This window comes from Umezawaea sp. Da 62-37 (assembly GCF_032460545.1).
Taxonomy (GTDB): domain Bacteria; phylum Actinomycetota; class Actinomycetes; order Mycobacteriales; family Pseudonocardiaceae; genus Umezawaea.
Window position 1 is genome coordinate 3,740,733 of sequence record NZ_CP135965.1, and the last position, 24,031, is coordinate 3,764,763.

Consider the following 24,031-nt stretch of genomic DNA (forward strand, 5'->3'; position numbering starts at 1 on the left):
TCCAGTTGCGTCGCGGGGCAGGACGTGACCACAATAACGCAACTTGAGTTGCATTAGGGAGGTGGTCGAAGTGTCGGACCGGGTGACGCGGTTCGCCGACGAGGCCGAGCGGGACCCGGTGGGCGCCGTGGAACGGCTGCGCGCCGACCTGGTGGAGTCCGGCGGACCGCTGGTCAAGCGGCTGACCGACACCACCGTCGAGGTGACGTTCGTGTGGATCGGGCCCGAGCGGCAGGTGTCGGTGCGGGCCCAGGTGTTCGAGGACCCGAACGCCCTGTCGCACCCGATGCGGCGGGTGCCGGGCACGCAGGTGTGGCACCTCGACGCGGTCGTGGCGTCCGACGTGGTCACGACCTACCAGTTCCTGGTCGACGACCCGTTCACCGACGCCGACCACTCCGACCTCGCGGAACTGGGGCGGCTGATGGTCGAGGCGCGGGCCAGGATGCTGGCCGACCCCTTCAACCCGCGTGCGCTGTTCCCGCAGATGGCGGTCGTCGCGGGCGAGGACACGGCCGACCGGCGGTTCTGGGACTCCGAACTGCGGCTGCCGGACGCCGAGGACGTCGACTGGTTCGACGCCGAGCCCACCGACCGCGGGAAGCTCACCGAGCACGACCTGTCCGATCGGACCATTACCGTCTACACCCCGCCCGGCTACCAGGCGGACAGGACGTACCCGCTCGTGGTGCTGCTCGACGGCGAGTGCTGGCCGCTGGTCGCCCGGCTGGACACGGCGCTGGACAACCTGATGGGCCGCGAGATCGAGCCCGCCGTGGTCGCGATGGTGCACAACACGGGTGGCATGGCGCCCCGCATGGCCGAACTGGCCTGCGATTCCGCCTTCGCCACCCACCTCGCGGAGGACGTCCTGCCGTTCGTGCGGTCGCTCTACCCGGTGAGCGACGACACGAGCCGCGTCGTGCTCGCGGGCAACAGCCTCGGCGGTCTCGCCGCCGCCCACACCGCCTTGGAGAGGCCCGACGCGTTCGGGGCCGTGCTGTCCTGCTCCGGGGCGCACTGGTGGGGCTACCGGGACTCGGAAACGGGCTGGGGCAAGGACTCCGAGCCGGAATGGCTCACCCGCCAGTACGCCAAGGCGCCACTGCTGCCACTGCGGTTCTGGATCGACGTGGGCTCGCTGGAGACCGGCGCGAGCCCCGTCTCCCCCGGCGTCGACCAGCGCGCCGCCAACCGCCACCTGCGCACCGTGCTGCGCGCCAGGGGCTACCCCGTCACCTACCACGAGGCGGCGGGCGGACACGACTTCGCCACGTTCCGCCGCAGCGTCGTCAAGGGCCTCCGCGCCCTGCTCCCCGCCTGAGAGGACTCGCCGTGCCCGACCCGAACGAACTCCACCCGCTCCCCGACCACCCGCGGGTCGTCCTGCTCAAACCGCTGATCACCTCCCCCAACATCGAGGTCGGCGACTTCACCTACTACGACGACCCGGACCACGCGACGCACTTCGAACGCCGCAACGTCCTGTACTCCTACGGCGACGAGAAGCTGATCATCGGCCGGTACTGCGCCCTCGCGGCGGGCACCACGTTCATCATGGCCGGCGCCAACCACCTCACGACCGGCGTGTCCACGTTCCCGTTCACGATCTTCGGCGGCGACTGGGCGGAGAACACCGTCGACCTGCTGATGAACATCCCGACCAAGGGCGACACCGTCGTGGGCAACGACGTGTGGTTCGGCTACCGCACCACGATCATGCCCGGCGTCCGCATCGGCGACGGCGCCATCATCGCCAGCGGAGCCGTGGTGGTGGGTGATGTGCCGCCGTACACGGTGGTCGGCGGGAATCCGGCGAAGGTGGTCAAGCAGCGGTATTCGGATGAGGAGGTGGAGTTGTTGCTGCGGGCGGCTTGGTGGGAGTGGCCGGTGGAGGTGGTCACGGCGCATGTGCGGACGATCATGGCTGGGACGCCTGGGGAGGTGGCGGATGTTGCGCGGGGGGAGGGGCTTATGAGGGGGTGATGGACCAGTCGCCGTTGGAGGTGAGTTGTACGAAGGCCGGGCTTGGGAGGGGGACCGTGCCTTCGTAGCCGCCGATGGTGTTGACGGCGAGGTCCAGGCGGTCGTCTTGGTCGACGCGACGTGGACCGCGAAGTGCCCGTCGCCGGTGTTGGTGATCCTCGCCTTGGTGGTTTTGGACATCAGGTAGACGACCGCGTCACCGGTACCCGATACCGGACCGTCGGCCAGGGTTGCGAGGTCGAGGCCGCCGACGGTGAGGGTCCACGCGCCTTCGGCGGTCACGGTCAGGGTGGTGGTGCGGCTGTTGTCGCGGATGTCCATCCACTGGAGACCTGAGTAGGCGCCGATCGTGTTGACGAGCGGGGACTCGAAGCCGTCGGACTTGAGGGCGGTGTGGCCCGTGCACGCGGGGCAGTCGAACTTGACGATCTTGAAGCCGCTTGGGCGGTCGAGGGTGATTACGTCGTCGCCCTGTCCGGTGTAGACGGTCGGGGGTGGTGGGGGTGGGGTTGTTGTCGTGGTGGTGGGGGGTGGTGGTCTTTGGGGTGGGGGTGGTGGTGATCGGCGCTTTCGCCAGTTCCGCTTGGGTGGTGCGTCGTGGGTGGGGGTGCCTTTACCCGGTCGCCGAGTGTTCTATGCTTGTCGAAGCTTGTCAAGACGGTGGAGCTGTCTTGACAAGCTTCGACAAGCATAGAGATGGCTTTTGATCGGGTGCAGGGGTAGGTCTGGCTGCGCCAGCATTCGGCTGCGCCGAACTCGGGCACCTCGCTGCGCGTCGGCAAGGCGGTGGGCGCTCCGCGCCGGATGCTGGGGAGCGGCTGCGCCGGTGCCGACAAGGCCTGGCTTTGGGCTTGGTTTGGGCTCAGGCGCCTGACGTCATTTGCGTTGGCGGGTCAGGGTTTGCGGCCTACGCCTACGTAGGCGGTGATGTAGGCGTCGTCGGAGTCGGGGCGCCATTCTGGCAGTAGGACTACGCCTGGGGTGACGATGTCGAAGCCGTCGAAGAAGCGGGTGATGTCGCCCTTGGTGCGAAGTACTAGTTGGGCGTCGGTGCGTTGGTAGATGGCCTGTACGCGTTCGCCGTTGGTGACGCTGTCCTGCGGGATGCCTTCGAGGCTGCCGTGGCTGATGGCCAGATGGCTGCCGGGGGCCAGGGCGTCGCGGTAGCGGGCGACGGCGGTGTGCGGGTTGTCGGTGTCGGGGACGAAGTGGAGGGCGGCGGCGAGCAGGACGCCGACGGGGCGGGAGAAGTCGAGCAGGTTGTTGACGGCTGGGGAGTTCAGCACCGCGTCGGGGTCGCGGAGGTCGGCTTGGACGGCGATGGCGCGGTCGTTGCCGGCCAGCAGGGCGACGCTGTGGGCGACGGCGACCGGTTCCACGTCGACGTAGGCGACGCGGGCCGTCGGGATGATGTTCTGGGCGATCTCGTGCACGTTGCCGACGGTCGGGATGCCGGAACCCAGGTCGAGGAACTGGTCGATGCCCTGTCCGCACAGGTAGCGGACGGCACGGCGGAGGAACGAGCGGTTGGCGCGGGCGGCGCCCGCCATGCCGGGGTAGATCTTCTCGATGACCTTGGCGGCGTCGCGGTCGACGGCGAAGTTGTGCGAGCCGCCGAGGAAGTAGTCGTACATCCTGGCGACGCTCGGCCGGGACAGGTCGACCGATGACGGTACCCAAGGATCCACGACGTTCCCCTCACCGTACGACGGACCTCTGATCCAACCGCCCGGCGTCGTGGCGTGTCCAGGCGCAGTCAGGTGAGGACGACGCAACCCCGGCGTTCCAGGTCGAGCAGCCACACGGGCATCTTGAGGCGCTTGTTCCAGCGGAGGTCGAGCTTTTCCAGGGCGGGCAGCTTCTCGATCACGTCGGGCAGCGCCGTCAGCTCGTTGTTGCGCACGTCGAGGACGCGCAGCGCGACCAGGTCGCCGATCTCGGGGGGCAGCGCGGTGAGCCGGTTGTCGCGGAGGGTGAGTTCGCGCAGGTCGGAGAGGCGGCCGAGGGACGGTGGCAGTTCCGTCAGGTGGTTGCCGCGCAGGTGCAGTTCGCGCAGGCGGGACAGGAAGCCGATCGAGTCCGGCAGCGCCGTGAGCTGGTTGCCGTAGAGGCGCAGTTCGCGCAGGCCCGCCATGCCGCCGATGGTGGCGGGCAACGCGGTCAGCAGGTTGTCCGTGAGGTTGAGGTAGCGCAGCTTGACCAGCCCGCCCAGCGACTCGGGCACGGCCGTGAGCCGGTTGTCGCTCAGGTAGAGGTACCGGTCGAGCGAGGTGAGGTCGCCGAGGGAATCCGGGAGGGACGTGAGGGCGTTGTGCCCGAGGTCGAGGGTGTGCAGCGTGGTGAGCCTGCTGATCTCCGGCGAGACCTCGCCGATGCGGTTGGCCGCGACGTTGAGCATCCGCAGCTCGCCGAGATCCCAGAGGGAATCGGGCAACGACGTGAGGTCGTTGTCGTAGGCGCTCAGCTCCCACAGGTCCGGCGCGAGGTCGGCGGGGAGCGCGGTCAGCCGCAAGCTGTCCAGGTCAAGGCTCTGCATCGGGCAACTCTAAGCCCGCTCGCTCAGAGCGAACACCATCGGGAAACAAACATCCGCTCTACTTGGTTGAGCCAGTCAGACTCAACTTTGGAGGGTGAACTGATGGGCAAGACTCTGGCTCTTCCGGTGTTGCCCCTCGACGACGTGGTCGTGCTCCCCGGCATGGTCGTCCCCATCCGGCTTTCCGGTGCGGACGCCAACGCCGAGGCCCGTGCCGCCGTCGAGGCCGCCACCGCCGCCGCCGAGACCGGGACCAAGGCGCGGATCCTGCTGGTCCCCAGGCTGGACGGCAAGTACGCCAAGGTGGGCACCCTGGCCCTGATCGAGCAGGTCGGCAGGCTCTCCGGCGGTGAACGGGCGGCGGTCGTCCGCGGCACCGAGCGCGTGCGCATCGGCACCGGCACGACCGGCCCCGGCGCGGCGCTGTGGGTCGAGGCGACCATCGCCGACACCCCCGCGGCCGACGACCGCACCGACGAGCTGGCCCGCGAGTACCGCGCGCTGGTGACCACGATCCTCCAGCAGCGCGGCGCCTGGCAGGTCGTCGACTCCGTGCAGCAGGTCGACGAGCCGTCGGCGCTGGCCGACCTCGCCGGTTACGCGACGTACGTGACCGAGGAGCAGAAGGTCTGGCTGCTGGAGACCAGCGACGTCAACGCGCGGCTGGAGAAGCTGCTCGTGTGGGGTCGCGAGTACCTGGCCGAGCTGGATGTCGCCGAGACGATCCGCAAGGACGTCAAGGAGGGCATGGAGAAGCAGCAGCGGGAGTTCCTGCTGCGCCAGCAGCTGGCCGCGATCCGCAAGGAACTGGCCGAGCTGGACGGCAAGCCCGCCACCGAGGAGCAGGACTACCGCGCCCGCGTCGAGGGCGCCGACCTGCCCGAGCACGTCCGCAAGGCCGCGCTCACCGAGGTGGACAAGCTGGAGCGCACCTCCGACCAGTCCCCCGAGGTCGGCTGGATCCGCACCTGGCTGGACACGGTGCTGGAGCTGCCGTGGAACGAGCGCACCGACGACGCCTACGACATCCTGGGCGCGCGGGCGGTGCTGGACGCCGACCACTCCGGGCTGGACGACGTGAAGGAGCGGATCACCGAGTACCTGGCTGTGCGCCGCAGGCGGACCGACCGCGGCATGGGCGTCGTGGGCGGCCGCCGCAGCGGAGCCGTGCTGGCCCTCGTCGGGCCTCCCGGCGTCGGCAAGACGTCGCTCGGCGAGTCCGTGGCGCGCGCCATGGGCCGCAAGTTCGTCCGGGTCGCCCTGGGTGGCGTCCGCGACGAGGCCGAGATCCGCGGCCACCGGCGCACCTACGTCGGCGCGCTGCCCGGCCGGATCGTCCGCGCCATCACCGAGGCCGGGACGATGAACCCGGTCGTGCTGCTCGACGAGATCGACAAGGTCGGCTCCGACTACCGCGGCGACCCGACCGCCGCACTGCTCGAGGTGCTCGACCCGGCGCAGAACCACACGTTCCGCGACCACTACCTCGAGGTCGACCTCGACTTGTCCGACGTGGTCTTCCTGGCCACCGCGAACGTGCTCGACACCATCCCCGCGCCGCTGCTCGACCGGATGGAACTCGTGCAGCTCGACGGCTACACCGAGGAGGAGAAGGTCACCATCGCCCGCGACCACCTGCTCCCCCGACAGCTGGAGAAGGCCGGTCTGACGCCCGAGGACGTCACGCTCACCGAGGACGCGCTGCGCAAGCTCGCCGGTGAGTACACGCACGAAGCCGGTGTGCGGCAGTTGGAACGCGGTCTCGCGCGCATCCTGCGCAAGGTGACGGCGAGGCTCGCCCTGGACGAGGAGGCGACGCTCCCGGTCGGCGTGGACGTGCCCGACCTGCGCGGCTACCTCGGCAAGCCGAAGCACACGCCGGAGTCGGCCGAGCGGACCTCCGTTCCCGGTGTGGCAACGGGTCTGGCGGTCACCGGTGCCGGTGGTGACGTGCTGTTCATCGAGGCTTCGTTGGCCGCCAAGGACTCCGGGGCCAGCGGGGTGACGTTGACCGGGCAGTTGGGCGACGTGATGAAGGAGTCGGCGCAGATCGCGCTGTCCTACCTGCGGTCGCACGACGACGAGCTGGGTTTCGGCGTCGGGTCGCTGGCCGATCGCGGGGTGCACATCCACGTGCCCGCCGGCGCTGTCCCCAAGGACGGGCCTTCGGCCGGGGTCACGATGACCACCGCGCTGGCGTCGTTGCTGTCCGGGCGGCCGGTGCGGTCGGACGTGGCGATGACCGGTGAGGTGTCGCTGACCGGGCGGGTGCTGCCGATCGGCGGGGTCAAGCAGAAGCTGCTGGCCGCGCACCGGGCCGGGATCACGACGGTGCTGCTGCCGGCTCGGAACGAGCCCGACCTGGACGACGTGCCCGCGTCGGTCCGGGAGGCACTGACCGTGCACTTCGTGGCGGATGTCCGCGAGGTCCTGGTCCACGCCCTGGAGCCCGCGGCGGAGGTTGTGACCGCTGTGGCGTGATGTGTTGGCAGGAAGGCCCCCGCTCACCGCGAGCGGGGGCCTTCCGCGTATCCTACACGCCGATGTCGATCACGACCCGCGTCGGGTTCGTCAACACCGTCACCGACTGCCACGTCGCCCGCCGGTACCCCAGACCAACGGTCAACTGCCCGTCGAAGTCGCCGGTGATGGCGAACGCCTGCACGTTCGACAGCGACGGCGTCTCGAACTTCCGCGACCCGGTGTACGTCGCATTGCCGTTGTCGTCATGGGCGGCGGCGGTCCACGTCCTGACCTGGTAGAAGTACGTGCCCGCCAGGTCGACGTGCTTGCCGGAGCCGTCTGCGATCAACTCCGGCACGACATCGCCTGCGGTCCCGTCCGGCGCGGGTCCGGTGAAGTCGAGCACGATCCGGTCGTACGTGGCGTGGGCGCCAACCCGGACGTTCGTCAGCAACGGCTTCGCGTCAGGCGTCGCGGACGCCGTGGAAACCGTGGCCATGACGGCGGTGAGCGCGGTGAACAGGACTGCCGAGAACTTCAACCGAGTGTTCATGATTCCCCCTCTTCAAATGTGCCAAGTGCTTCTCCCCAAGAAGCGCACACCAATCCGGACGCTTGGCCGCGTCGCGGGTTGCCCGTGGGAGGTGCCGCCATCCGAATGGCCGCACGAAGCTCGGAACGCCGACGAGCCCCGATCGATCAGCGGCCGAACCGGAAGGCCCCCGCTCACCGCGAGCGGGGGCCCTCCCGTGTCCTACACGCCGATGTCGATCACAACCCGCGTCGGGTTCGTCAACACCGAAACCGACTGCCACGTCGCCCGCCGGTACCCCAGACCAACGGTCAACTGGCCCTCGAAGTCGCCGGTGATGGCGAACGCCTGCACGTTCGACAGCGACGGCGTCTCGAACTTCCGCGATCCGGTGTACGTCGGGAGGCCGTTGTCGTCGTGGGCCGCGGCCGGGGTGGACACCACCTGGTAGAAGAACGTGCCGGGCAGGTTGACCGGCTTGCCGGAGCCGTCGTAGAACAGCTCGGGCACGACCTCGGCGTACGGGACCGACGGCGCCGGTCCCGCGAAGTCGAGGACGATCCGGTCGTACGTGGCGTGCGAGCCGATCCGGACGTTCGTCAACGTCGGACCGGTGCCTGCCGCGGCTGCCGACGACGTCATCGCGACGACGGCGGCGAACGCGGTGAACAGGACTGCGAAGACCCGTGAACGGGTGTTCATGGCTACCCCTCCCCTGGTGTGCCGAACGCGCTCCGCCCCGAGGAACGCCCCTCCATTAGAGACGCTGACACCGGCCGCGCGGGTAGGAACGGGGAAACTGCGCGGGTCCGGTGGCGGCACTACGCTCGAACCACCCCAAGATCACCCGTGGAGGAACCCGATGAGCCTTGAGCGCCCTGTCGCACCCGACCCGTACTCGCTGCTGCCCGTGGTGCCCTCGTTCAGCGTGACGTCGACCGACGTGCGCGACGGCGAGCCGCTGGACCGGGCGCAGGTGTTCGCGGGTGGCAACACCTCGCCGCAGCTGAGCTGGTCCGGGTTCCCGGACGGCACGAAGAGCTTCGTGGTGACGTGCTTCGACCCGGACGCGCCGACGCCGTCGGGGTTCTGGCACTGGGTGGCGGTGAACCTGCCGGCGTCGGTGACGGAGCTGGCGGCCGGTGCGGGTGAGAAGGACGACACGCTGCCGGGGGACGCGTTCCACGTGCGGACCGACTACGGCACGCGGGCGTTCGGCGGTGCGGCGCCGCCGGAGGGCGACCCGGCGCACCGGTACTACTTCGTGGTGCACGCGGTGGACGTGGAGAAGCTGGACGTGGACGGCGACGCGTCGCCCGCGGTGGTGAGCTTCAACCTGGCGTTCCACACGCTCGCGAGGGCGATCATTACGCCCGTCTTTCAGCAGACCTGAGCGGGAATCGCACGGCCGTCCTGCCCGTTTGAGAGAGTAGGCGCATCTCCTACCAGGCAGGACGGCAACGTGCGGCACTTCGACCTCGTCATCATCGGCAGCGGCTCCGGGAACTCGATCCCCGACGAGCGGTTCGCCGACCAGCAGATCGCGATCGTCGAGAAGGGCACCTTCGGCGGCACGTGCCTGAACGTCGGGTGCATCCCGACGAAGATGTTCGTGCACACCGCCGACGTGGCGTCGACCCCGTCGGGCGCGGCGAAGTTCGGTGTCGACGAGCACCTGGACGGCGTGCGCTGGGCTGACGTGCGGGACCGGATCTTCGGGCGGATCGACCCGATCTCGGCGGGCGGGCTGCGCTGGCGGGCCGAGGACAACGCGAACACGACCGTCTACCAGGGCACCGCGAAGTTCGTCGGGCCGAAGACGCTGGACACCGGCACCGGCGAGGTCATCACCGCCGACCGGTTCGCGATCGGCGCGGGCAGCAGGCCGGTCATCCCGGACGTGGTCGACCTCGACACCGTCGACTACCACACCAGCGACACCGTGATGCGGCTCGACGAGCTGCCCGAAAGCATGATCATCGTCGGCAGCGGGTTCGTCGCGAGCGAGTTCGCCCACGTGTTCTCGTCGTTCGGCGTCAAGGTCACGCTGATCGCCCGCTCCGACCTGCTGCTGCGCCACGAGGACCGCGAGATCGCCGAGCGGTTCACCTCGATCGCGTCGGAGAAGTGGGACGTCCGGCTCCAGCGCAAGACCGTGCGCGCCGAGCGCACCGACACCGGTGTCCGACTGCACCTGGAGGGCCCGGACGGCGCCGAGACGGTCGAGGCCGCCGAGCTGCTGCTCGCCGTCGGCCGCGTCCCCAACTCCGACCTGCTCGACCTCGCGCAGACCGGCGTGACCACCCACCCGGACGGCCGGATCGTCGTGGACGAGCACCAGAAGACCGTGGTGGACGGCATTTACGCGTTCGGCGACATCAGCTCGGAGTACCAGCTCAAGCACGTCGCCAACCACGAGGGCAAGGTCGTCCAGCACAACCTGCTGCACCCCGACGAGCCGAAGGCGTCCGACCACCGCTTTGTGCCGTCCGCCGTGTTCTCGTCACCGCAGATCGCCTCCGTCGGCCTCACCGAGGAGCAGGCGGTCGAGCAGGGCGTGAGGTACGTGAAGGGCTCGCAGGCCTACGCCTCCATCGCCTACGGCTGGGCCATGGAGGACCAGACCGGCTTCGCCAAGGTCCTCGCCGACCCCGCCACCGGCAGGATCCTCGGCGCGCACATCATCGGCCCCCAGGCCCCCACCGTCATCCAGCCCCTCATCCAGGCCATGAGCTTCGGCCTCGACGCCCGCACCATGGCCAAGGGCCAGTACTGGATCCACCCCGCCATGCCGGAACTCGTCGAGAACGCCCTGCTCAACCTGCCGCTGGACTGACCGCACGTGTGACGGGGGCGCATGTCCCCGTCACACGGCCACGACCGTCACGAACGGCTCCAGCCCGAGGAAGTCGTCGGGATTCCGCGTGAGCAGCGGAAGATCGTTGGCCGCGGCGACGGATGCGATGAGCAGATCCGCGAGTCGCCGCCGCGGCTTCCGGCCCGCGGCAAGGACGAGCGCGAACATGCTGCCGTAATAACGGGCCGCCTCGGCGTCGAAGGGAATCGGGTCGAAAGTCGACTCGGCCCACTGCAACCGCTGCTGCCGGACGGCGCGCTCAGCCGGGTCGCCGCCGGCGTGCGGTCCCGCAGCCAATTCCGCCAGGGTGATGGCACTGATCGCCAACTCCGCCGGAAGCGCCGATACGTTGATCCGAGGCAGGTCGATCACCACCGAGGTGTCGAGCAATCCCAGGTCAGCCACCGAGAAGATCCTGATCCACAACGGCGTCGAGATCGGCGCGAAAACCCGCGAGATCGATCACCGGGGCGTGAGCGGCGGCATGGGCGAGTTCGGCACGGGGCACGAAGGTGCGGCGCCGTAGCGGCACGAGCTGGGCCACCGGCGCGCCGTTGCTGGTGACCACGAAAACCTCACCACCAGCGACCGCGCGCAGAATCGCACCGCTGTCGTTGCGCAACTCCCGTTGGGTGATCTTCTTGGTCATGACCTCATTCTAGGCTGCCGTGCTACGAAGTGCTACAGACTGGGGTTCAGTGGCAACGGCACCGGACAGTCCTGCTCCGTCACACGAACCGGTTGCGCCCCGCCACAGCACCTAGCCCGGTGAGCAGCACCACCAACCCCGCCAGCACGATCATCGACACGGTCCACGCCCCCGTGGCCTCCCGCACCAGCCCGAAGGCGAACGGCCCCGTGGCCGCGAGCAGGTACCCGATGCTCTGCGTCATCGCCGACAACCGCGCCGTGTCCGAAGTGGACACCGTCCGCAGCGAAACCATCACCAGCGCCAACGGGAACATCCCGCCCATGCCCAGCCCGACCAGCAGCACCCACAACGCCGGCGAGAACCCCGGCGCGAACGCGAGCCCCAGCACACCGGACAGCGAGAAGACGCCGAGCACCAGCACCATCCCGACCTGGGACGACCACCGGGCGGCCAGCGGCGGCACGACGAGGCTCACCGGGACGCCGAGGACGACCGTGATGGCGAGCAGGAAGCCCGCGGTGGTGCGGTCGACGCCCGCGTCGCCGAGGATCGCGGGCAGCCAGCCCATGACCGTGTAGGCGAGCAGGGCCTGCAAACCGAAGAACACGGTCATCACCCACGCCAGCGGGCTGCGCAGCAGCGACCGGCCCGCGGGTGTGCGGGCGACGCGGCCCGTCACGCCCTTGCGCGCGCCGGCCAGCCACAGCACGAGCGCGGCCGCCGACAGCAGTGCCCAGGCGCCGACGGCGAGCCGCCACGATCCGAGCAGCGCCTCCAGCGGCGGGGTCAGCGCGGCGCCCAGTCCCGCACCCGCGGCCATCGCGGCGGTGTAGACGCCGGTGATCAGGCCGATCCTGGTGGGGAACGAGTCCTTGACCACCACCGGGATCAGGACGTTGCACACCGCGATGCCGGCGCACGCGATGAACGTGCCGCCGAGCACCACGAACGGACCGTCCACAACGCGGAGGAGCAGTCCGAAGGTCAGCAGCGCGAGCGCGGAGGCGACGGCGCGCTTGAGCCCGAACCGCCGTCCGACCCACGGGGCGGCGAACGCGGCGGCGCCGAAGCAGAGGACGGGGACGGCGGTGAGCAGGCTGGTCCAGCTCGCGGACACGCCCAGGCCGGTCCGGACGTCACCGAGCACCGAAGCGAGGCTGGTTACAGCGGGTCGCAGGTTTGCCGCCGAAAGAGTGACGCCGGCAGCCAACAGGATGCCGCCGGTTACGGCCAGTTGCCGGTGTCGTCCTACGGGTTCAACCACTCCCAGTGCTTGAACCGTCGCGCGATCACCACGATCGGTGGCAGTGTTATCACTCGACGGTGTCAGCTTCGGGATCGTCACTCGACTACTGTCCCAGACATGGGATGTTCGGATGAAAGGACTTCGCTGTGCCATTGGCCACTACCCGGCGGGCGGGCCTCGTCGATCAGGTGATCGACCAGATGAGGGGTGCGATCAGCGGCGGTGAATGGCCGGTGGGCCGCCGCATACCGCCGGAACCGGAACTCGTCGCCGCGCTCGGAGTCGGGCGCAACACCGTGCGCGAGGCCGTCCGCGCGCTGTCCCACGCCGGACTGCTCGAGGTGCGGCAGGGCGACGGCACGTTCGTCCGCGCCACGAGCGAGATATCCGGCGCGGTCCGCAGGCTCTGCGGCAACGAGCTGCGCGAGGTGCTCCAGGTGCGCCGCACGCTCGAGGTCGAGGGCGCCCGGCTGGCCGCGACCCACCGCACCGAGGACGACCTGCGCAGGCTGACCACGCTGCTGGCCGAGCGCGACGCCGCCATGGCGGCCAAGGACTGGGAGCGGATGATCGAGCACGACGCCGCCTTCCACGGGCTCCTCGTCCAAGCGTCGCACAACACGCTGCTGTCGGAGCTGTACCGCGGTCTGAACGAGACCGTGCGCGCCAGCATCACCGCCACCGTCGACGAGGGCCTGGACAACCAGGTGTCGCACACCGGCCTGCTCGACGCCGTGCGCGACCGCGACCCGGTGCGCGCCGCGGCCGAGGCAAGCGGTTTCCTGGAGGACATCCTGCAGCGGACCTCCGAGTGAGGTCTCGGGCCTGTGGTGTCCGCGACCGGCCCTAGGCTGGAGATCATGGAGCCCTACCGGATCGAGATCCCGCAGAGCCAGCTGGACGACCTCGCCACCAGGCTCGCCAACACGCGTTGGCCCGCCGAGCCCGAGGGCACCGGCTGGAACGACGGCGTGCCCGTCGCGTACCTGCAAGACCTCGTCCGGTACTGGCGCACGCGCTACGACTGGCGGGCCTGGGAAGCGCGGCTCAACGCGTTCCCCCAGTTCACGACCACCATCGACGGCGCGAACATCCACTTCATGCACATCCGCTCCACCCGCGAGGACGCCCTGCCGCTGATCCTCACGCACGGGTGGCCGGGGTCCGTCGTCGAGTTCTTCGACGTCATCGAACCGCTGTCGCGGGACTTCCACCTGGTCATCCCGTCGATGCCGAACTACGGGTTCTCCGGACCCACTGCGGACACCGGCTGGAACGTGCGGCGCATCGCGACCGCGTGGGCCGAGCTGATGGCGCGCCTCGGCTACGACCGCTACGGCGCGCAGGGCGGCGACTGGGGTTCGGTCGTCTCGCGCGACCTGGGGGTCGTCGATGCCGAGCACGTGGTCGGCGTGCACCTGAACATGCTGATCACGATGCCGGACGGGCACACCGACGGGCTGACCGCGGACGACGCGAAGCGGTTGGAGGCGCTGAAGCACTACTCCGACGACTTGTCGGGGTACCAGCGCGTCCAGGGCACCAGGCCGCAGACGCTCGGCTACGGCCTGACCGACTCCCCCGTCGGCCAACTGGCGTGGATCGTGGAGAAGTTCAAGGAGTGGACCGACTCGAAGGACGTGCCGGAGGACGCCGTCGACCGCGACCTCCTGCTCACCAACGTGATGGTCTACTGGCTGACCGGCACCGCGGCCTCGTCCGCGCGGCTCTACAAGGAGGCGGCGAAGTCCGGGGGGCGGATCGAGGCGTCGACGACCCCCACCGCGCTGGCCGTGTTCCCGCACGAGGTCGTGCCGCCGATCCGCTCGATCGCGGAGAGGACGAACACCATCGTCCGGTGGACCGAGTTCGACCGCGGCGGCCACTTCGCCGCCATGGAGCAGCCCGCCCTGCTGGCCGAGGACGTGCTCGCCTTCTTCCAGGGCCTGTAGGGCCTGTTTCCCGGATCCGTGTCCGCGGTAGCCGGGCCTGAGGCGGCCCCTGGGGGCACGGGCGGATGGTCCGCATACAACAGCGGTATGCGGACCATCCGCCCGCACCGCCAAGAACCACCTCAAGCTCGACTCCCATCGAACGAGATCCGGAAAACAGGCCCTCCATGCCGACCACCAGAACGCTCAACCGCACCACGCTGGCCAGGCAGCTGCTGCTGGACCGGCACGACCTGCGGCCCGACCAGGCGATCGAGCACCTGGTCGGGTTGCAGGCCCAGGCCACCGCGTCCCCGTACGTCGCGCTGTGGTCGCGCCTGAACGGCTTCACCGCCGACCGGGTGGGCACGATGCTGGAGGACCGCACGGCGGTCCGCACGACGCTGATGCGCGGCACCCTGCACCTGGTCACCGCGCGCGACTGCGCCGCGCTCCGCCCCGCCATGCAACCGGTGCTGGACCGCGCCGCCAAGGCGAACTTCGGCCGCGACCTGGTGGGCGTGGACCTCGCCGCCCTCGTCGAGGCCGCGCTCCCCCTGCTCACCGAACCGCGGACCACCGCGCAGCTCGGCGCGGCGCTTGCGCCCCGCTGGCCCGACCACCAGCCCCGCGCGCTCGGCAACGTGCTCCCGCTGCTGGTGCCGATGGTCCAGGTCCCGCCCCGAGGCATCCTCGGCCGCGGCGGACCGGCGGCGAACGCGCCGGCGTCGACCTGGCTGGGCGTCGAGATCCCGGCGTCGACGACCCCGGACGCCGCGGTCCTGCGCTACCTGGCTGCTTTCGGTCCGGCAACGATTGCGGACATCTCGGCGTGGTCCCGGCTCACCGGGGTGAAATCCGCAATCACCCGATTGGACCTGAAGACCTACCGCGACGAGCGCGGCCGCACCCTGCTCGACGTCCCGGACGGCGTCCTCATCGACCCGGACACCCCGGCGCCGCCGCGTTTCCTCCCCGAGTTCGACAACGTCCTGCTGTCCCACGCCGACCGCACCCGGATCATGAGCGAGGAGCACCGCAAGCGGTGGAGCGGCGTGGCCAACGCCGTGTTCCCCGCGAGCTTCCTGCTCGACGGTTTCCTCAGCGGCACCTGGAAGACCGACAAGGGCACGCTCACCATCTCCCCGTACGTGGGTCTGTCCACAAAGGACAAGGACGCGCTGGTGCGGGAGGGCTTGGCGCTGCTGGACTTCCTGGCGCCCCGGCACGACCACGACGTGCGGTTCGCCGACTAGGTGGTCACGCCGTGGCGCGCCGCTCCCAGCACTCGTGCAGCACGGCCAGCGTCGCGGTGATCGCGGGTCGCCTGCTCGCGCCCGCGCGCCACACCGCGAACACCCTGCGGGTCGGCGTGGGGTGCAGCGCGACGGCGCGGACGGTCGACGGGAGGGGGCCGCGGCCGAGGCGGGGCAGCAGGCCCACGCCGATCCCCCGCGCCAGCAGGGCCAGCTGCGTCTCGTACTCCGCGACGCGGTGCGCGAGGTCCGGTTCGATCCCGGCCCCGCGGAAGGTCTTCATCAGCCAGTCGTGGCAGATCGTGCCCTCCGGCTGGCAGATCCAGCGCTGGTCGGCCAGGTCGTGCGGGGTGAGCGACGCGCGGTCGGCCAGCGGGTGGCCCGCCGGCAGCAGGACGTCGGCGATGTCCTCGCCCAAAGCGCTGCGCGACAACGACTCCGGCACCACCAGCGGCGCGTTGTCCCAGTCGTGGGCGACCGCGAGGTCGAGTTCGCCGCGGGCCACGGCGTCGATCCCCTCCGGCGGGTCGATCTCCACCGACCGGACGTCCAGCGCCGGGTGCCGGGCGGCCAGGTCGACCAGCGCCAGCGGGAGCAGGCCTCGCGCGGCGGTGGCGAAGGCGCCGATGGACAGCACCCCCACGGCGGCGCCGCGCTGCTCCTCCAGCGTCACCTCCGCCTCCTCGACGAGCGCCAGCACCCGTGCCGCGGTGGTGGCGAGGCCGTACCCGGCGTCGGTCAGGGCGACCCCGCGGCCACGGCGTTCCAGCAGCGCGGTGCGGGTCTCGCGTTCGAGCTTGGCGATCTGCTGCGACACCGCCGACGGCGTGTAGCCCAGCACCGACGCGGCGGCGCCGACCGATCCGTGCGTGGCCACGGCGTGCAGGGCGCGCAGTCTGCCGAGATCCAACATGTAAGCAATGCTAAACCCAACCTTGAAGAACATGTCGCTGGTGCTGAACAGTCGGCGAACCCAGACTCGACCTCGTGAAACCACGGCACACAGCTCTCGCGGTCCTCGTCGCGGCCATCTGGGGCGTCAACTTCGTCGCCATCGAGCTGGGCCTGCGCGACTTCCCACCACTGCTGTTCTCCGGCCTCCGCTTCCTCGTCGCGGCCGTCCCCGCCCTCTTCCTCGTCGGCCCGCCCAGGGTGGCGTGGAAGTGGGTGGTCGCGGTCGGGCTGGTCCTCGGCGTCGCGAAGTTCGGGTTCGTGTTCAGCGGGATGCACGCGGGGATGCCCGCCGGTTTGTCGTCGCTGGTGCTGCAGAGCCAGGTGGTCTTCACCGTCGTGTTCGCGGCGGTCCTGCTCCGCGAACGGCCGCGCCGGGCCCAGCTCGTCGGCATCGGGGTGGCCTCGGCGGGCATCCTGGTGATCGCCCTCGACTACGGCGTCGGCAGCCCGCTGGGCGCCTTCCTGCTGGTGATCGCCGGTGCGGCCTGCTGGGGACTGTCCAACGTGGTCACCCGGCACGCGAGGCCGCCGGACGCGCTCAGCTTCATCGTGTGGGTCAGCGCGGTCGCGGTGCTGCCGCTGTTCGGGCTGTCGCTGCTCGTCGAGGGCCCCGAGGCGGACCTGGCGGCGCTGCGCGGGTTCGACTGGACCGGCGCCGCGTCGCTCGGGTTCGTCGCGTGGATCTCGACGCTGCTCGGCTTCGGCCTGTGGGGGTTCCTGCTGCGCGAGTACGACGCGGGCACGGTCGCGCCGTTCTCGCTGCTGGTGCCGGTCGTCGGAATGCTGTCCGCGTGGGTCTTCCTCGGCGAGGAGCTCACCGTCCTGCGCTGCACGGCCGGGCTGCTGGTCATCGCGGGCATGGCGGGCACGGCGATCAGGCAGCGGGACCCCGTTCGACCGCACGCGGACGAACCCGTTCCAGCGGCGTCGACGGCAGGCCCCGCCTGAGTCACGGGGCGGGCGGCGCGCCCGGCGGTACGAACGGCAGACCGGACGGTGCTCCGCGGGCCAGCAGGCCGAGCAGGGCTTCGGTGTCCAGGTGGTCGGCCACCAGGTCGCCGAGCAGGTCGAGTTGGGCGGCGCGGGCGGCGGCGAAGTCGACGTCCGCGGCGGGCTCGAAGCCGTCCCGGCCCGCTCGGGCCGCGGCCCAGCGCAGGAAGGCGCGGCGGAACGCGTCGTTCTCCAGCAGGCCGTGCCAGTGCGTGCCCGCGACCGGTCCGGCGACCGCGCCCTCCCCGGTGCCGTCCGGCAGCACCACGAGGCCGTCGAGCTCACCCCGGCGGACGACCCTGCCGTGGTGGATCTCGTAGCCGGTGACCGGCTCGCCCATGGCCGTGCCGGTCGGCCTGCGCAGCGTCTTGTCCACGTCGAACCGCACGTCCACGTCCAGCAGCCCCAAGCCCTCCACCTCACCCGCGCGTGACTCCACGGCGTCGGTGATCCCGGCGCCGAGCATCTGGAACCCGCCGCAGATCCCGAGCACCGGCAGGCCGCGCCGGGCGTGCGCGGTGATCGCGTCGGCCAGCCCGGTCCTGCGCAGCCACGCCAGGTCGTCGACGGTGGCCTTGGAACCGGGCAGCACCACCAGGTCCGCGTCGGCGACGCGGGAGGGCTCGGTGACGAACCGGACCGACACGCCCGGCTCGCACGCCAGCGCCTCCACGTCCGTCGCGTTGGAGATCCGCGGCAGCCTCACGACCGCGACCCGCAGCCACTGCTCGCCCACCGGCGGTCGCGGCCTGCCGATCACGCCGTCCGCGGTGTAGGACAGCGAGTCCTCGGCGTCGAGCCACAGCTCCTCGCGCCACGGCAGCACCCCGTACACCGGCCTGCCGGTGAGCGCCCGCAGCTGGCGCAGCCCCGGTTCGAGCAGCGCGGGGTCGCCGCGGAACTTGTTGACCACGAACCCGGTCACCAGGGCCTGGTCCGCCGCGTCGAGCAGCGCGAGCGTGCCGAACAGGTGCGCGAACACGCCGCCGCGGTCGATGTCGCCGACCACCAGCACCGGCAGGCCCGCGGCCCGCGCCAGGCCCATGTTCGCGATGTCGTTGGCCCGCAGGTTGATCTCGGTGGGCGAGCCCGCGCCCTCGCACACCACGACCTCGTAGTCGCCGCGCAAGGAGTCCAAAGTGGACAAGACCGTCTTGAACAGCTCGGCCTTGCGGTCCCGGTAGGACAAAGCGGACACCTCACCGACCGCACGGCCCAGCACGACCACCTGCGACGTCCGGTCGCCACCCGGCTTGAGCAGCACCGGGTTGAACCGGACGCTCGGCTCCAGCCCGCACGCGGCGGCCTGCACGGCCTGCGCGCGGCCGATCTCGCCGCCGTCGAACGCGACCACCGAGTTGTTCGACATGTTCTGCGCCTTGAACGGCGCCACCCGGACCCCGCGCCGCGCCAACCACCGGCAGATGCCCGCCACGAGCACGCTCTTGCCCGCGTCGGAGGTCGTCCCGGCCACCAGCAACGCACCCGCCACGACTGCTCTCCCCCCGATGTCGGTCCCGACTGACATCATTCCCCCCATGGTCGACGTTCCCGCCACCACGGTCCTGGTGCACAGCCCCTTCCTCGGACCCGCCACCCTGCGGCCGCTCGCCGACGCGCTCACCGCGCACGGCCACCCGGTGGTGCTGCTCGACCTGCGGGTGAGCGTGAACTCGGCGCCGGTGCACCAGCGGATGATCGGCGAGTTCGCCGACGCCGTGGACAACTCCGCCGTCGAGGGCGGACTGGTCCTCGTCGGCCACAGCGGGGCCGGGCCGCTGCTGCCCGCGTTCGCCTACGCGCTGGAGACCGAGGTCGACGCGCTCGTCTACGTCGACGCCGACCTGCCGACGCCGGGCAAGAGCTGGCGGGAGACGTTCTCGCCGGAGCTGATGGCGCACATGCGCAAGATCTCCCGCGAGGACGTCATGCCCCGCTGGGACCGCTGGTTCCCGCCGGAGGTGCTGCCCGCGCTGATCCCGGACCCGGTGCAGCTCGCGGAGATCCTGGAGGAGGCCCCCGAGGTGCCGCTGGCGTTCCTGAAGGAGCAGCGGCCGTCGGTGCCGTGGCCGGGCCCCTCGGCGTACCTGAGGCTCAGCGGCGAGTACGCCGACGCGGCCGCCGCGGCACGGGCGCAGGGCTGGCCCGTCGATGAGCTGGAGCTGCACCACCTGGCGGCGGCGACCCACCCGGAGCAGGTCGCCGCGGCGCTGGTGGAGCTGCTCAGCAGACTGTGAGGATCTCGGCGCCGTCGTCGGTGACCAGGATCGTGTGCTCGAACTGGGCGGTCCAGCTCTTGTCCTTGGTCGTGATCGTCCAGTCGTCGGCCCAGGTGTCGTGCTCGATCCCGCCGAGGGTGATCATCGGCTCGATCGTGAACGTCATGCCGGTCTCGATCACGGTCGGGACGTGCGGCGCGTCGTAGTGCAGCACCACGAGCCCGCTGTGGAACGTCCGCCCGATGCCGTGGCCGGTGAAGTCGCGCACCACGCCGTAGCCGAACCGGTTCGCGTAGGCCTCGATGACCCGGCCCACCACGTTGAGCTGACGGCCCGGCTTGACCGCCTTGATCGCCCGCATCGTGGCCTCGTGCGTGCGCTCGACCAGCAGCCGGTTCTCCTCGCTCACGTCACCGGCCAGGAACGTCGCGTTCGTGTCGCCGTGCACCCCGCCGATGTAGGCGGTCACGTCGATGTTCACGATGTCGCCGTCCTCCACGACCGTGGAGTCCGGGATGCCGTGGCAGATGACCTCGTTCAGCGACGTGCAGCACGACTTCGGGAAACCCCGGTAGCCCAGCGTCGACGGGTACGCGCCGTTGTCGCACAGGAACTCGTGCGCCACCGCGTCGATCTCGTCCGTCGTCACACCGGGCGCCACGACCTTGCCCGCCTCCTGCAACGCCTGCGCCCCGAGACGGCCCGCGACCCGCATCGCCTCGATCACCTCGGGCGGCTGCACCCACGGGTCATCGGTCTTCGTCGGGCCCCGCTTGCCCACGTACTCGGGGCGGGCTATCGACGAGGGCACGGGGCGACGGGGGGACATCTGGCCTGGCTTGAGCGCGGCACGAACGGGCATGGCGAACACCCTACGGCGCTTTGCCGTACGCCCGTCACGTGGTCAGGCCGTCGGAGCGACCACGTGCAGACCCGCGTCCTGCGCCGCGGTCATGAGCCGCTTGTCGTACGCGACGAACGCGTCGAGGTCGCCTCGCAGCCTCAAAGCCGACACCAGGTGGATGGCGTCGCAGCTGCGCAGATCACCCGGCAGCAGACCCGCCTCGTCGAGGAGGTCGTAGGTCATGGGCATGGTCTCCACACCCGACAACACCCGTGCGGCCCTGGCGCCGAGGGTTTCCGAATCACGACGAACCGCTCGGACGACTTCGGTGCGCGCCAAGGCACTGCTGACCACCGGGTGGTCGTTGTCCTTCAGCCACAGACCCAACGCCGCGCTCTCGGCTTCCTTCCGCACGAGCTTCACCAGTGCGGAAGAATCGAGGTAGATCAAAATCGGTCCTCTCGGAGGGCGTCCAGCTCAGCTGAGACATCGAGGTCGGATTCGAGCGGGGGTTCGAGCAGCGTGGCGCGACTACCGTCCGCAGGAAGGAGTTCGCCGCTCTGGCGCAGGCGTTCGCGGAGCGTCACGTCCCGCGGCGGTGGTGCGAGCACCGCGACGGGAACTCCCCGATCGGTGACCGTGATCGACTCACCGGCCGCTACCCGCCTCAGGTACACGCTCGCGTTCTGCCGCAGTTCCCGAACACCGATCGACTCCATGTGCTACACAGTAGCATGATTAGACCATTCAGCCCAACGCCCGCAAGAACTTCCCCGTCACCTCCACCGCCGGGATCGACGAGTTCGCGCCGAGGATCAGGGTGGCGAAGGCGAGGTCGCCCTGGTAGCCGACGAACCAGCCGTGGGAGTTGACGCCGTCGCCGAACTGGGCCGTGCCGGTCTTGCCGCGCACGTCCGGGACGTCCACGAGCAGCTGGGCGGTGCCGACCTCGACGACCTCGCGCATCATCTGGCGGACCGGGTCGAGCACGGCGGGGGCGACGGGTGTCGGGGTGTGGTCGGCCTTGGTCTGCCGGCCGCGCAGCAGCGACGGCAGGGGCAGGGTGCCGCTCGCGACGGTGGCCGCGGCGACGGCCATGCCGAACGGGCTGGCGAGGACCTTGCCCTGGCCGAAGCCGTCCTCCGCGCGTTCCACGACGTCGGTCGCGGCCGGGGTCGAGCCGGTGATGGTGGTGATCGAGGGGATGTCGAAGTCGACGCCGATGCCGAGCTTGTCGGCGGTCTTGGTGAGCGCGTCGGCGGGCAGGCCCGCGGCGATCTCGGCGAACGTCGTGTTGCAGGAGAACGCGAACGCGCTGTGCAACGGGATCGTGCCCTTGTCGAAGTCGTGGTCGTTCGGCACGACGCGGCGGCCGTCGATCGTGGTCTTGCCGGGGCAGGGCACCGGGGTGTCCGCCTGGACCTTGCCGTCCTCCAGCGCGGCGGCGGCTGTGATGATCTTGAACGTGGAGCCGGGCGGGAACTGGCCGGTCAGCGCGATGGCGCCCTGCGCGTCGGCGGGACCGTTCTGCGCGACGGCCAGGACGTCACCGGTGGACGGCTGGATCGCGACCAGCATCGCGGGCTGGGTCAGCGGTTCGACGGCGTCCTCCGCCGCGGTCTGCACGATCTTGCTCAGCACGCTGTTCACCGCGTCGGCGGGCTCGGACGGCTTCTCGAACAGGCCCTCCAGCTCGTCACCGGCGGAGTTCACGGTGTAGACCCGGAAGCCCGCGCGGCCCGCGACCTCCTCCTCGACCGCCTTGCGGATCGCGGGCAGCACCTGCGAGCCGAAGTTCTTCACCGGCGGCAGCAGGCTGGTCTGCGAGCTGAACCGCACGCCGGGCAGCTCGTAGATCTTCGGCTTCACCACCTGGTAGTCCGCGTCGCGCAGCGCTGCCACCTGGTAGACCTGCCCCTCGGGCGTCTTCGCCACGCCGTCGGCGATGGCTTGCGGGGTCAGCGCCGCGTCGAACGGCGTCAGCGCCTCCCCCAACGCCGTCGTGACGGCGGGCAGGTCGGGCACGTCCTTGCGGTCGACCAGGATCGACACGACCGCTTCCGGGGCCAGCAGCGGCGAGCCGTCGCGGTCCAGGACGGGCGCCAGGTTCGGGGTCAGGTCCGCGACCGCGAGGCTCTGCTGGGCGGCCAGCTTCGGGTGCACCAGCGACGGCTCCCAGTGGACCTTCCAGTCGTCGTCGTCCCGGCGCAGGTCGAGCTTGCCCTGGTAGTTCCAGACGTGGTTGTGCCCGAGGTCCCAGTCGTAGGTGATCGTCGCGTCCGCCGTGGTGCCCTCGCCCTTGGCGTTGCGGACCTGGTCGACCTTCACCTTCACCGACTCGGGCTTCAACGCGGCCCGCACCTTGTCCAGGACGTCCTTGGCCTGGCCGGGGTCGTCGGTCAGCGCGGCCGCGGCCTGCGTGTCCCCGCTCGACAGCCGGGCCAGGAAATCATCCGTGATCCGGTCGGGTCCGGGCCTCGATTGGAACAGCCCGCAACCGCTGATCACCAGCAGCGCGCCCAACACGACGGTCAACTCAGGGTTCACCCGCACGGCCGCAGTATGCCGCAAGGAATCAGAACAGAACCGTGGCGTACTGCCCGACCTGGGTGAAACCGATCCGCCGGTACGCCGCCCTGGCGACCTCGTTGTACCCGTTCACGTACAGGCTCGCCGTCCTCCCGAGCCCGCGCACCAACCGGTCCGCCACCGCGGCGGTCGCCGCCGTGCCGATGCCCTCGCCCCGCCGGTCCGGCCGCACCCACACGCCCTGGATCTGGCCGACCTTGCTCGACATGGCCCCGATCTCGGCCTTGAACACCACGTCACCGCCCTCGAACCGGGCGAACGCCCGACCTCCGGCGATCAGCTCGGACACCCGCGCCCGGTAGCCCGCGCCGCCGTCCTCGGCGCACGGGTCGACACCCACCTCTTCGATGAACATCGCGATCGCCGCGGGCAGGTACCGGTCGAGCTCCTCGGGGCGCACCGGCCGCACCAGCGGATCCGGTTCCACATCGGGCCCGCGCCCCAACGCCATCAACGGCTGGTCGTCGCGCACTTCCCGCGCGGGTCCCCAGTCCGGCTGCAACTCCTGCCACAGCCCCAACACCTGCTCAGCGGGTCCGACCAGCGACGAGCACATCCGCCCCCGCCGCCGAGCCCGGTCGGCGAAGCTGCGCAACGCCGTGGAATTGCCCCGCAGCGGGATCAGGTTCGGCCCGGCGAAGCACAGCCCGTCGACCCGCCCTCCGCGCAGGGCCCGGTGATCGCACGCCCACACCTCGCCACCGAGCCGCCACGGGTCGAGCCCGGCGATCTCGACCCGCGCGGCGACCATGCAGGAAGCCACGGGATCGGCCTCCAACAGCCCGAGCACCTCGGGCAGGTCCCGTCCATCGAGCAGCCGCGCTCCGGCCAACCTCAGCACGTCCTAAGCCTGCCAGATGAACAGGGGAAAGCGCTCGCTCACCCGGAACCACTTCGGTGGCGCGAGAGCCGTTCGGGCCGGGTCGGGGCCCGTGACGCGGAACGGCGGCCACCGACCATCCGGTGACCGCCGTTC

General features: G+C 70.5%; 24 protein-coding genes. 10 read left to right on the plus strand and 14 right to left on the minus strand.

Annotation, left to right across the window (positions count from 1 at the left end):
- Nucleotides 1-70: 70 nt before the first annotated feature.
- Nucleotides 71-1,324, plus strand: coding sequence for an alpha/beta hydrolase-fold protein (locus RM788_RS16470; protein ID WP_315932553.1), 1,254 nt, complete (start codon nt 71-73; stop codon nt 1,322-1,324).
- The gene (locus RM788_RS16475; RefSeq protein ID WP_399345015.1) at nt 1,321-1,986 is read left to right on the plus strand and encodes a CatB-related O-acetyltransferase; all 666 of its coding nucleotides are present in this window, start codon (nt 1,321-1,323) and stop codon (nt 1,984-1,986) included. Before RM788_RS16470 ends, RM788_RS16475 begins: the two co-directional genes overlap by 4 nt.
- 893 nt (nt 1,987-2,879) lie before the next feature.
- On the opposite strand, the gene RM788_RS16480 is transcribed toward RM788_RS16475, so the two are convergent.
- A complete protein-coding gene (locus RM788_RS16480) occupies nt 2,880-3,674 on the minus strand; it encodes an SAM-dependent methyltransferase (protein ID WP_315932555.1) in 795 nt (264 codons plus the stop codon).
- Between the two features lie 68 nt (nt 3,675-3,742).
- A complete protein-coding gene (locus RM788_RS16485) occupies nt 3,743-4,522 on the minus strand; it encodes a leucine-rich repeat domain-containing protein (protein WP_315932556.1) in 780 nt (259 codons plus the stop codon).
- 102 nt (nt 4,523-4,624) lie between these two features.
- Here RM788_RS16485 and lon point away from each other — a divergent pair, with 102 nt between their 5' ends.
- Nucleotides 4,625-7,003, plus strand: a complete 2,379-nt coding sequence (lon, locus tag RM788_RS16490) for an endopeptidase La (protein WP_315932557.1) — start codon at nt 4,625-4,627, stop codon at nt 7,001-7,003.
- 52 nt (nt 7,004-7,055) lie between these two features.
- Here lon and RM788_RS16495 read toward each other — a convergent pair whose 3' ends face one another.
- Both RM788_RS16495 and RM788_RS16500 read right to left on the minus strand, forming a co-directional pair.
- A complete protein-coding gene (locus RM788_RS16495) occupies nt 7,056-7,538 on the minus strand; it encodes an AMIN-like domain-containing (lipo)protein (RefSeq protein WP_315932558.1) in 483 nt (160 codons plus the stop codon).
- Nucleotides 7,539-7,739: 201 nt separating this feature from the next.
- Nucleotides 7,740-8,219: an AMIN-like domain-containing (lipo)protein gene (locus tag RM788_RS16500; protein ID WP_315932559.1), complete on the minus strand. Its 480-nt coding sequence runs from the start codon at nt 8,217-8,219 to the stop codon at nt 7,740-7,742.
- A 160-nt stretch (nt 8,220-8,379) separates the two neighbouring features.
- Between RM788_RS16500 and RM788_RS16505 the strand changes: the two genes are divergently transcribed.
- Entirely contained in the window at nt 8,380-8,910 is a 531-nt protein-coding gene (locus RM788_RS16505; RefSeq protein WP_315932560.1) for a YbhB/YbcL family Raf kinase inhibitor-like protein, read from the plus strand.
- A gap of 69 nt (nt 8,911-8,979) precedes the next feature.
- Nucleotides 8,980-10,353, plus strand: coding sequence for a mycothione reductase (locus RM788_RS16510; protein WP_315932561.1), 1,374 nt, complete (start codon nt 8,980-8,982; stop codon nt 10,351-10,353).
- A gap of 30 nt (nt 10,354-10,383) precedes the next feature.
- Here the strand turns inward: RM788_RS16510 and RM788_RS16515 are convergent, their stop codons facing one another.
- The 3 genes from RM788_RS16515 to RM788_RS16525 all read right to left on the minus strand — a co-directional run bounded on the left by RM788_RS16515 (nt 10,384) and on the right by RM788_RS16525 (nt 12,425).
- A complete protein-coding gene (locus RM788_RS16515) occupies nt 10,384-10,779 on the minus strand; it encodes a type II toxin-antitoxin system VapC family toxin (protein WP_315932562.1) in 396 nt (131 codons plus the stop codon).
- A complete protein-coding gene (locus tag RM788_RS16520; RefSeq protein WP_315932563.1) occupies nt 10,772-11,023 on the minus strand; it encodes a type II toxin-antitoxin system Phd/YefM family antitoxin in 252 nt (83 codons plus the stop codon). The genes RM788_RS16515 and RM788_RS16520 overlap by 8 nt, the downstream gene beginning before the upstream one ends.
- A gap of 79 nt (nt 11,024-11,102) precedes the next feature.
- Nucleotides 11,103-12,425, minus strand: coding sequence for a CynX/NimT family MFS transporter (locus RM788_RS16525; RefSeq protein ID WP_315932564.1), 1,323 nt, complete (start codon nt 12,423-12,425; stop codon nt 11,103-11,105).
- Here RM788_RS16525 and RM788_RS16530 point away from each other — a divergent pair.
- The 3 genes from RM788_RS16530 (at nt 12,419) to RM788_RS16540 (ending at nt 15,459) form a co-directional block, all read left to right on the plus strand.
- Nucleotides 12,419-13,087 (plus strand): FadR/GntR family transcriptional regulator, encoded by a 669-nt coding sequence (locus RM788_RS16530; protein WP_315932565.1) that lies wholly within the window; start codon nt 12,419-12,421, stop codon nt 13,085-13,087. The two genes, RM788_RS16525 and RM788_RS16530, sit on opposite strands and share 7 nt — an antisense overlap.
- 45 nt (nt 13,088-13,132) lie before the next feature.
- Complete coding sequence (locus RM788_RS16535) at nt 13,133-14,224, plus strand: epoxide hydrolase family protein (protein ID WP_315932566.1); 1,092 nt, start codon at nt 13,133-13,135, stop codon at nt 14,222-14,224.
- A gap of 167 nt (nt 14,225-14,391) precedes the next feature.
- On the plus strand, nt 14,392-15,459 hold the full coding sequence (locus RM788_RS16540) for a winged helix DNA-binding domain-containing protein (RefSeq protein WP_315932567.1): 1,068 nt from the start codon (nt 14,392-14,394) through the stop codon (nt 15,457-15,459).
- 4 nt (nt 15,460-15,463) lie between these two features.
- On the opposite strand, the gene RM788_RS16545 is transcribed toward RM788_RS16540, so the two are convergent.
- Nucleotides 15,464-16,372: a LysR family transcriptional regulator gene (locus RM788_RS16545; protein WP_315932568.1), complete on the minus strand. Its 909-nt coding sequence runs from the start codon at nt 16,370-16,372 to the stop codon at nt 15,464-15,466.
- Between the two features lie 74 nt (nt 16,373-16,446).
- Between RM788_RS16545 and RM788_RS16550 the strand changes: the two genes are divergently transcribed.
- A complete protein-coding gene (locus RM788_RS16550) occupies nt 16,447-17,361 on the plus strand; it encodes an EamA family transporter (protein WP_315932569.1) in 915 nt (304 codons plus the stop codon).
- Between the two features lies 1 nt (nt 17,362).
- On the opposite strand, the gene RM788_RS16555 is transcribed toward RM788_RS16550, so the two are convergent.
- Complete coding sequence (locus RM788_RS16555) at nt 17,363-18,934, minus strand: cobyric acid synthase (RefSeq protein WP_399343750.1); 1,572 nt, start codon at nt 18,932-18,934, stop codon at nt 17,363-17,365.
- Nucleotides 18,935-18,941: 7 nt separating this feature from the next.
- Between RM788_RS16555 and RM788_RS16560 the strand changes: the two genes are divergently transcribed.
- Nucleotides 18,942-19,640 carry an alpha/beta fold hydrolase gene (locus RM788_RS16560; RefSeq protein WP_315932570.1) on the plus strand — a complete coding sequence of 233 codons (699 nt, stop codon included), beginning with the start codon at nt 18,942-18,944 and terminating at the stop codon, nt 19,638-19,640.
- On the opposite strand, the gene map is transcribed toward RM788_RS16560, so the two are convergent.
- From map to RM788_RS16585, 5 genes are read right to left on the minus strand one after another with little or no spacing between them, the layout of a single operon-like run.
- A complete protein-coding gene (gene map, locus RM788_RS16565; protein ID WP_315932571.1) occupies nt 19,627-20,484 on the minus strand; it encodes a type I methionyl aminopeptidase in 858 nt (285 codons plus the stop codon). The two genes, RM788_RS16560 and map, sit on opposite strands and share 14 nt — an antisense overlap.
- Before the next feature lie 42 nt (nt 20,485-20,526).
- Entirely contained in the window at nt 20,527-20,916 is a 390-nt protein-coding gene (locus RM788_RS16570; RefSeq protein ID WP_315932572.1) for a type II toxin-antitoxin system VapC family toxin, read from the minus strand.
- A complete protein-coding gene (locus tag RM788_RS16575) occupies nt 20,913-21,185 on the minus strand; it encodes a type II toxin-antitoxin system Phd/YefM family antitoxin (protein ID WP_315932573.1) in 273 nt (90 codons plus the stop codon). The genes RM788_RS16570 and RM788_RS16575 overlap by 4 nt, the downstream gene beginning before the upstream one ends.
- A gap of 28 nt (nt 21,186-21,213) precedes the next feature.
- Nucleotides 21,214-23,019, minus strand: coding sequence for a penicillin-binding transpeptidase domain-containing protein (locus tag RM788_RS16580; protein WP_315932574.1), 1,806 nt, complete (start codon nt 23,017-23,019; stop codon nt 21,214-21,216).
- Nucleotides 23,020-23,041: 22 nt separating this feature from the next.
- Entirely contained in the window at nt 23,042-23,896 is an 855-nt protein-coding gene (locus RM788_RS16585) for a GNAT family N-acetyltransferase (protein ID WP_315932575.1), read from the minus strand.
- Nucleotides 23,897-24,031 lie beyond the last annotated feature (135 nt).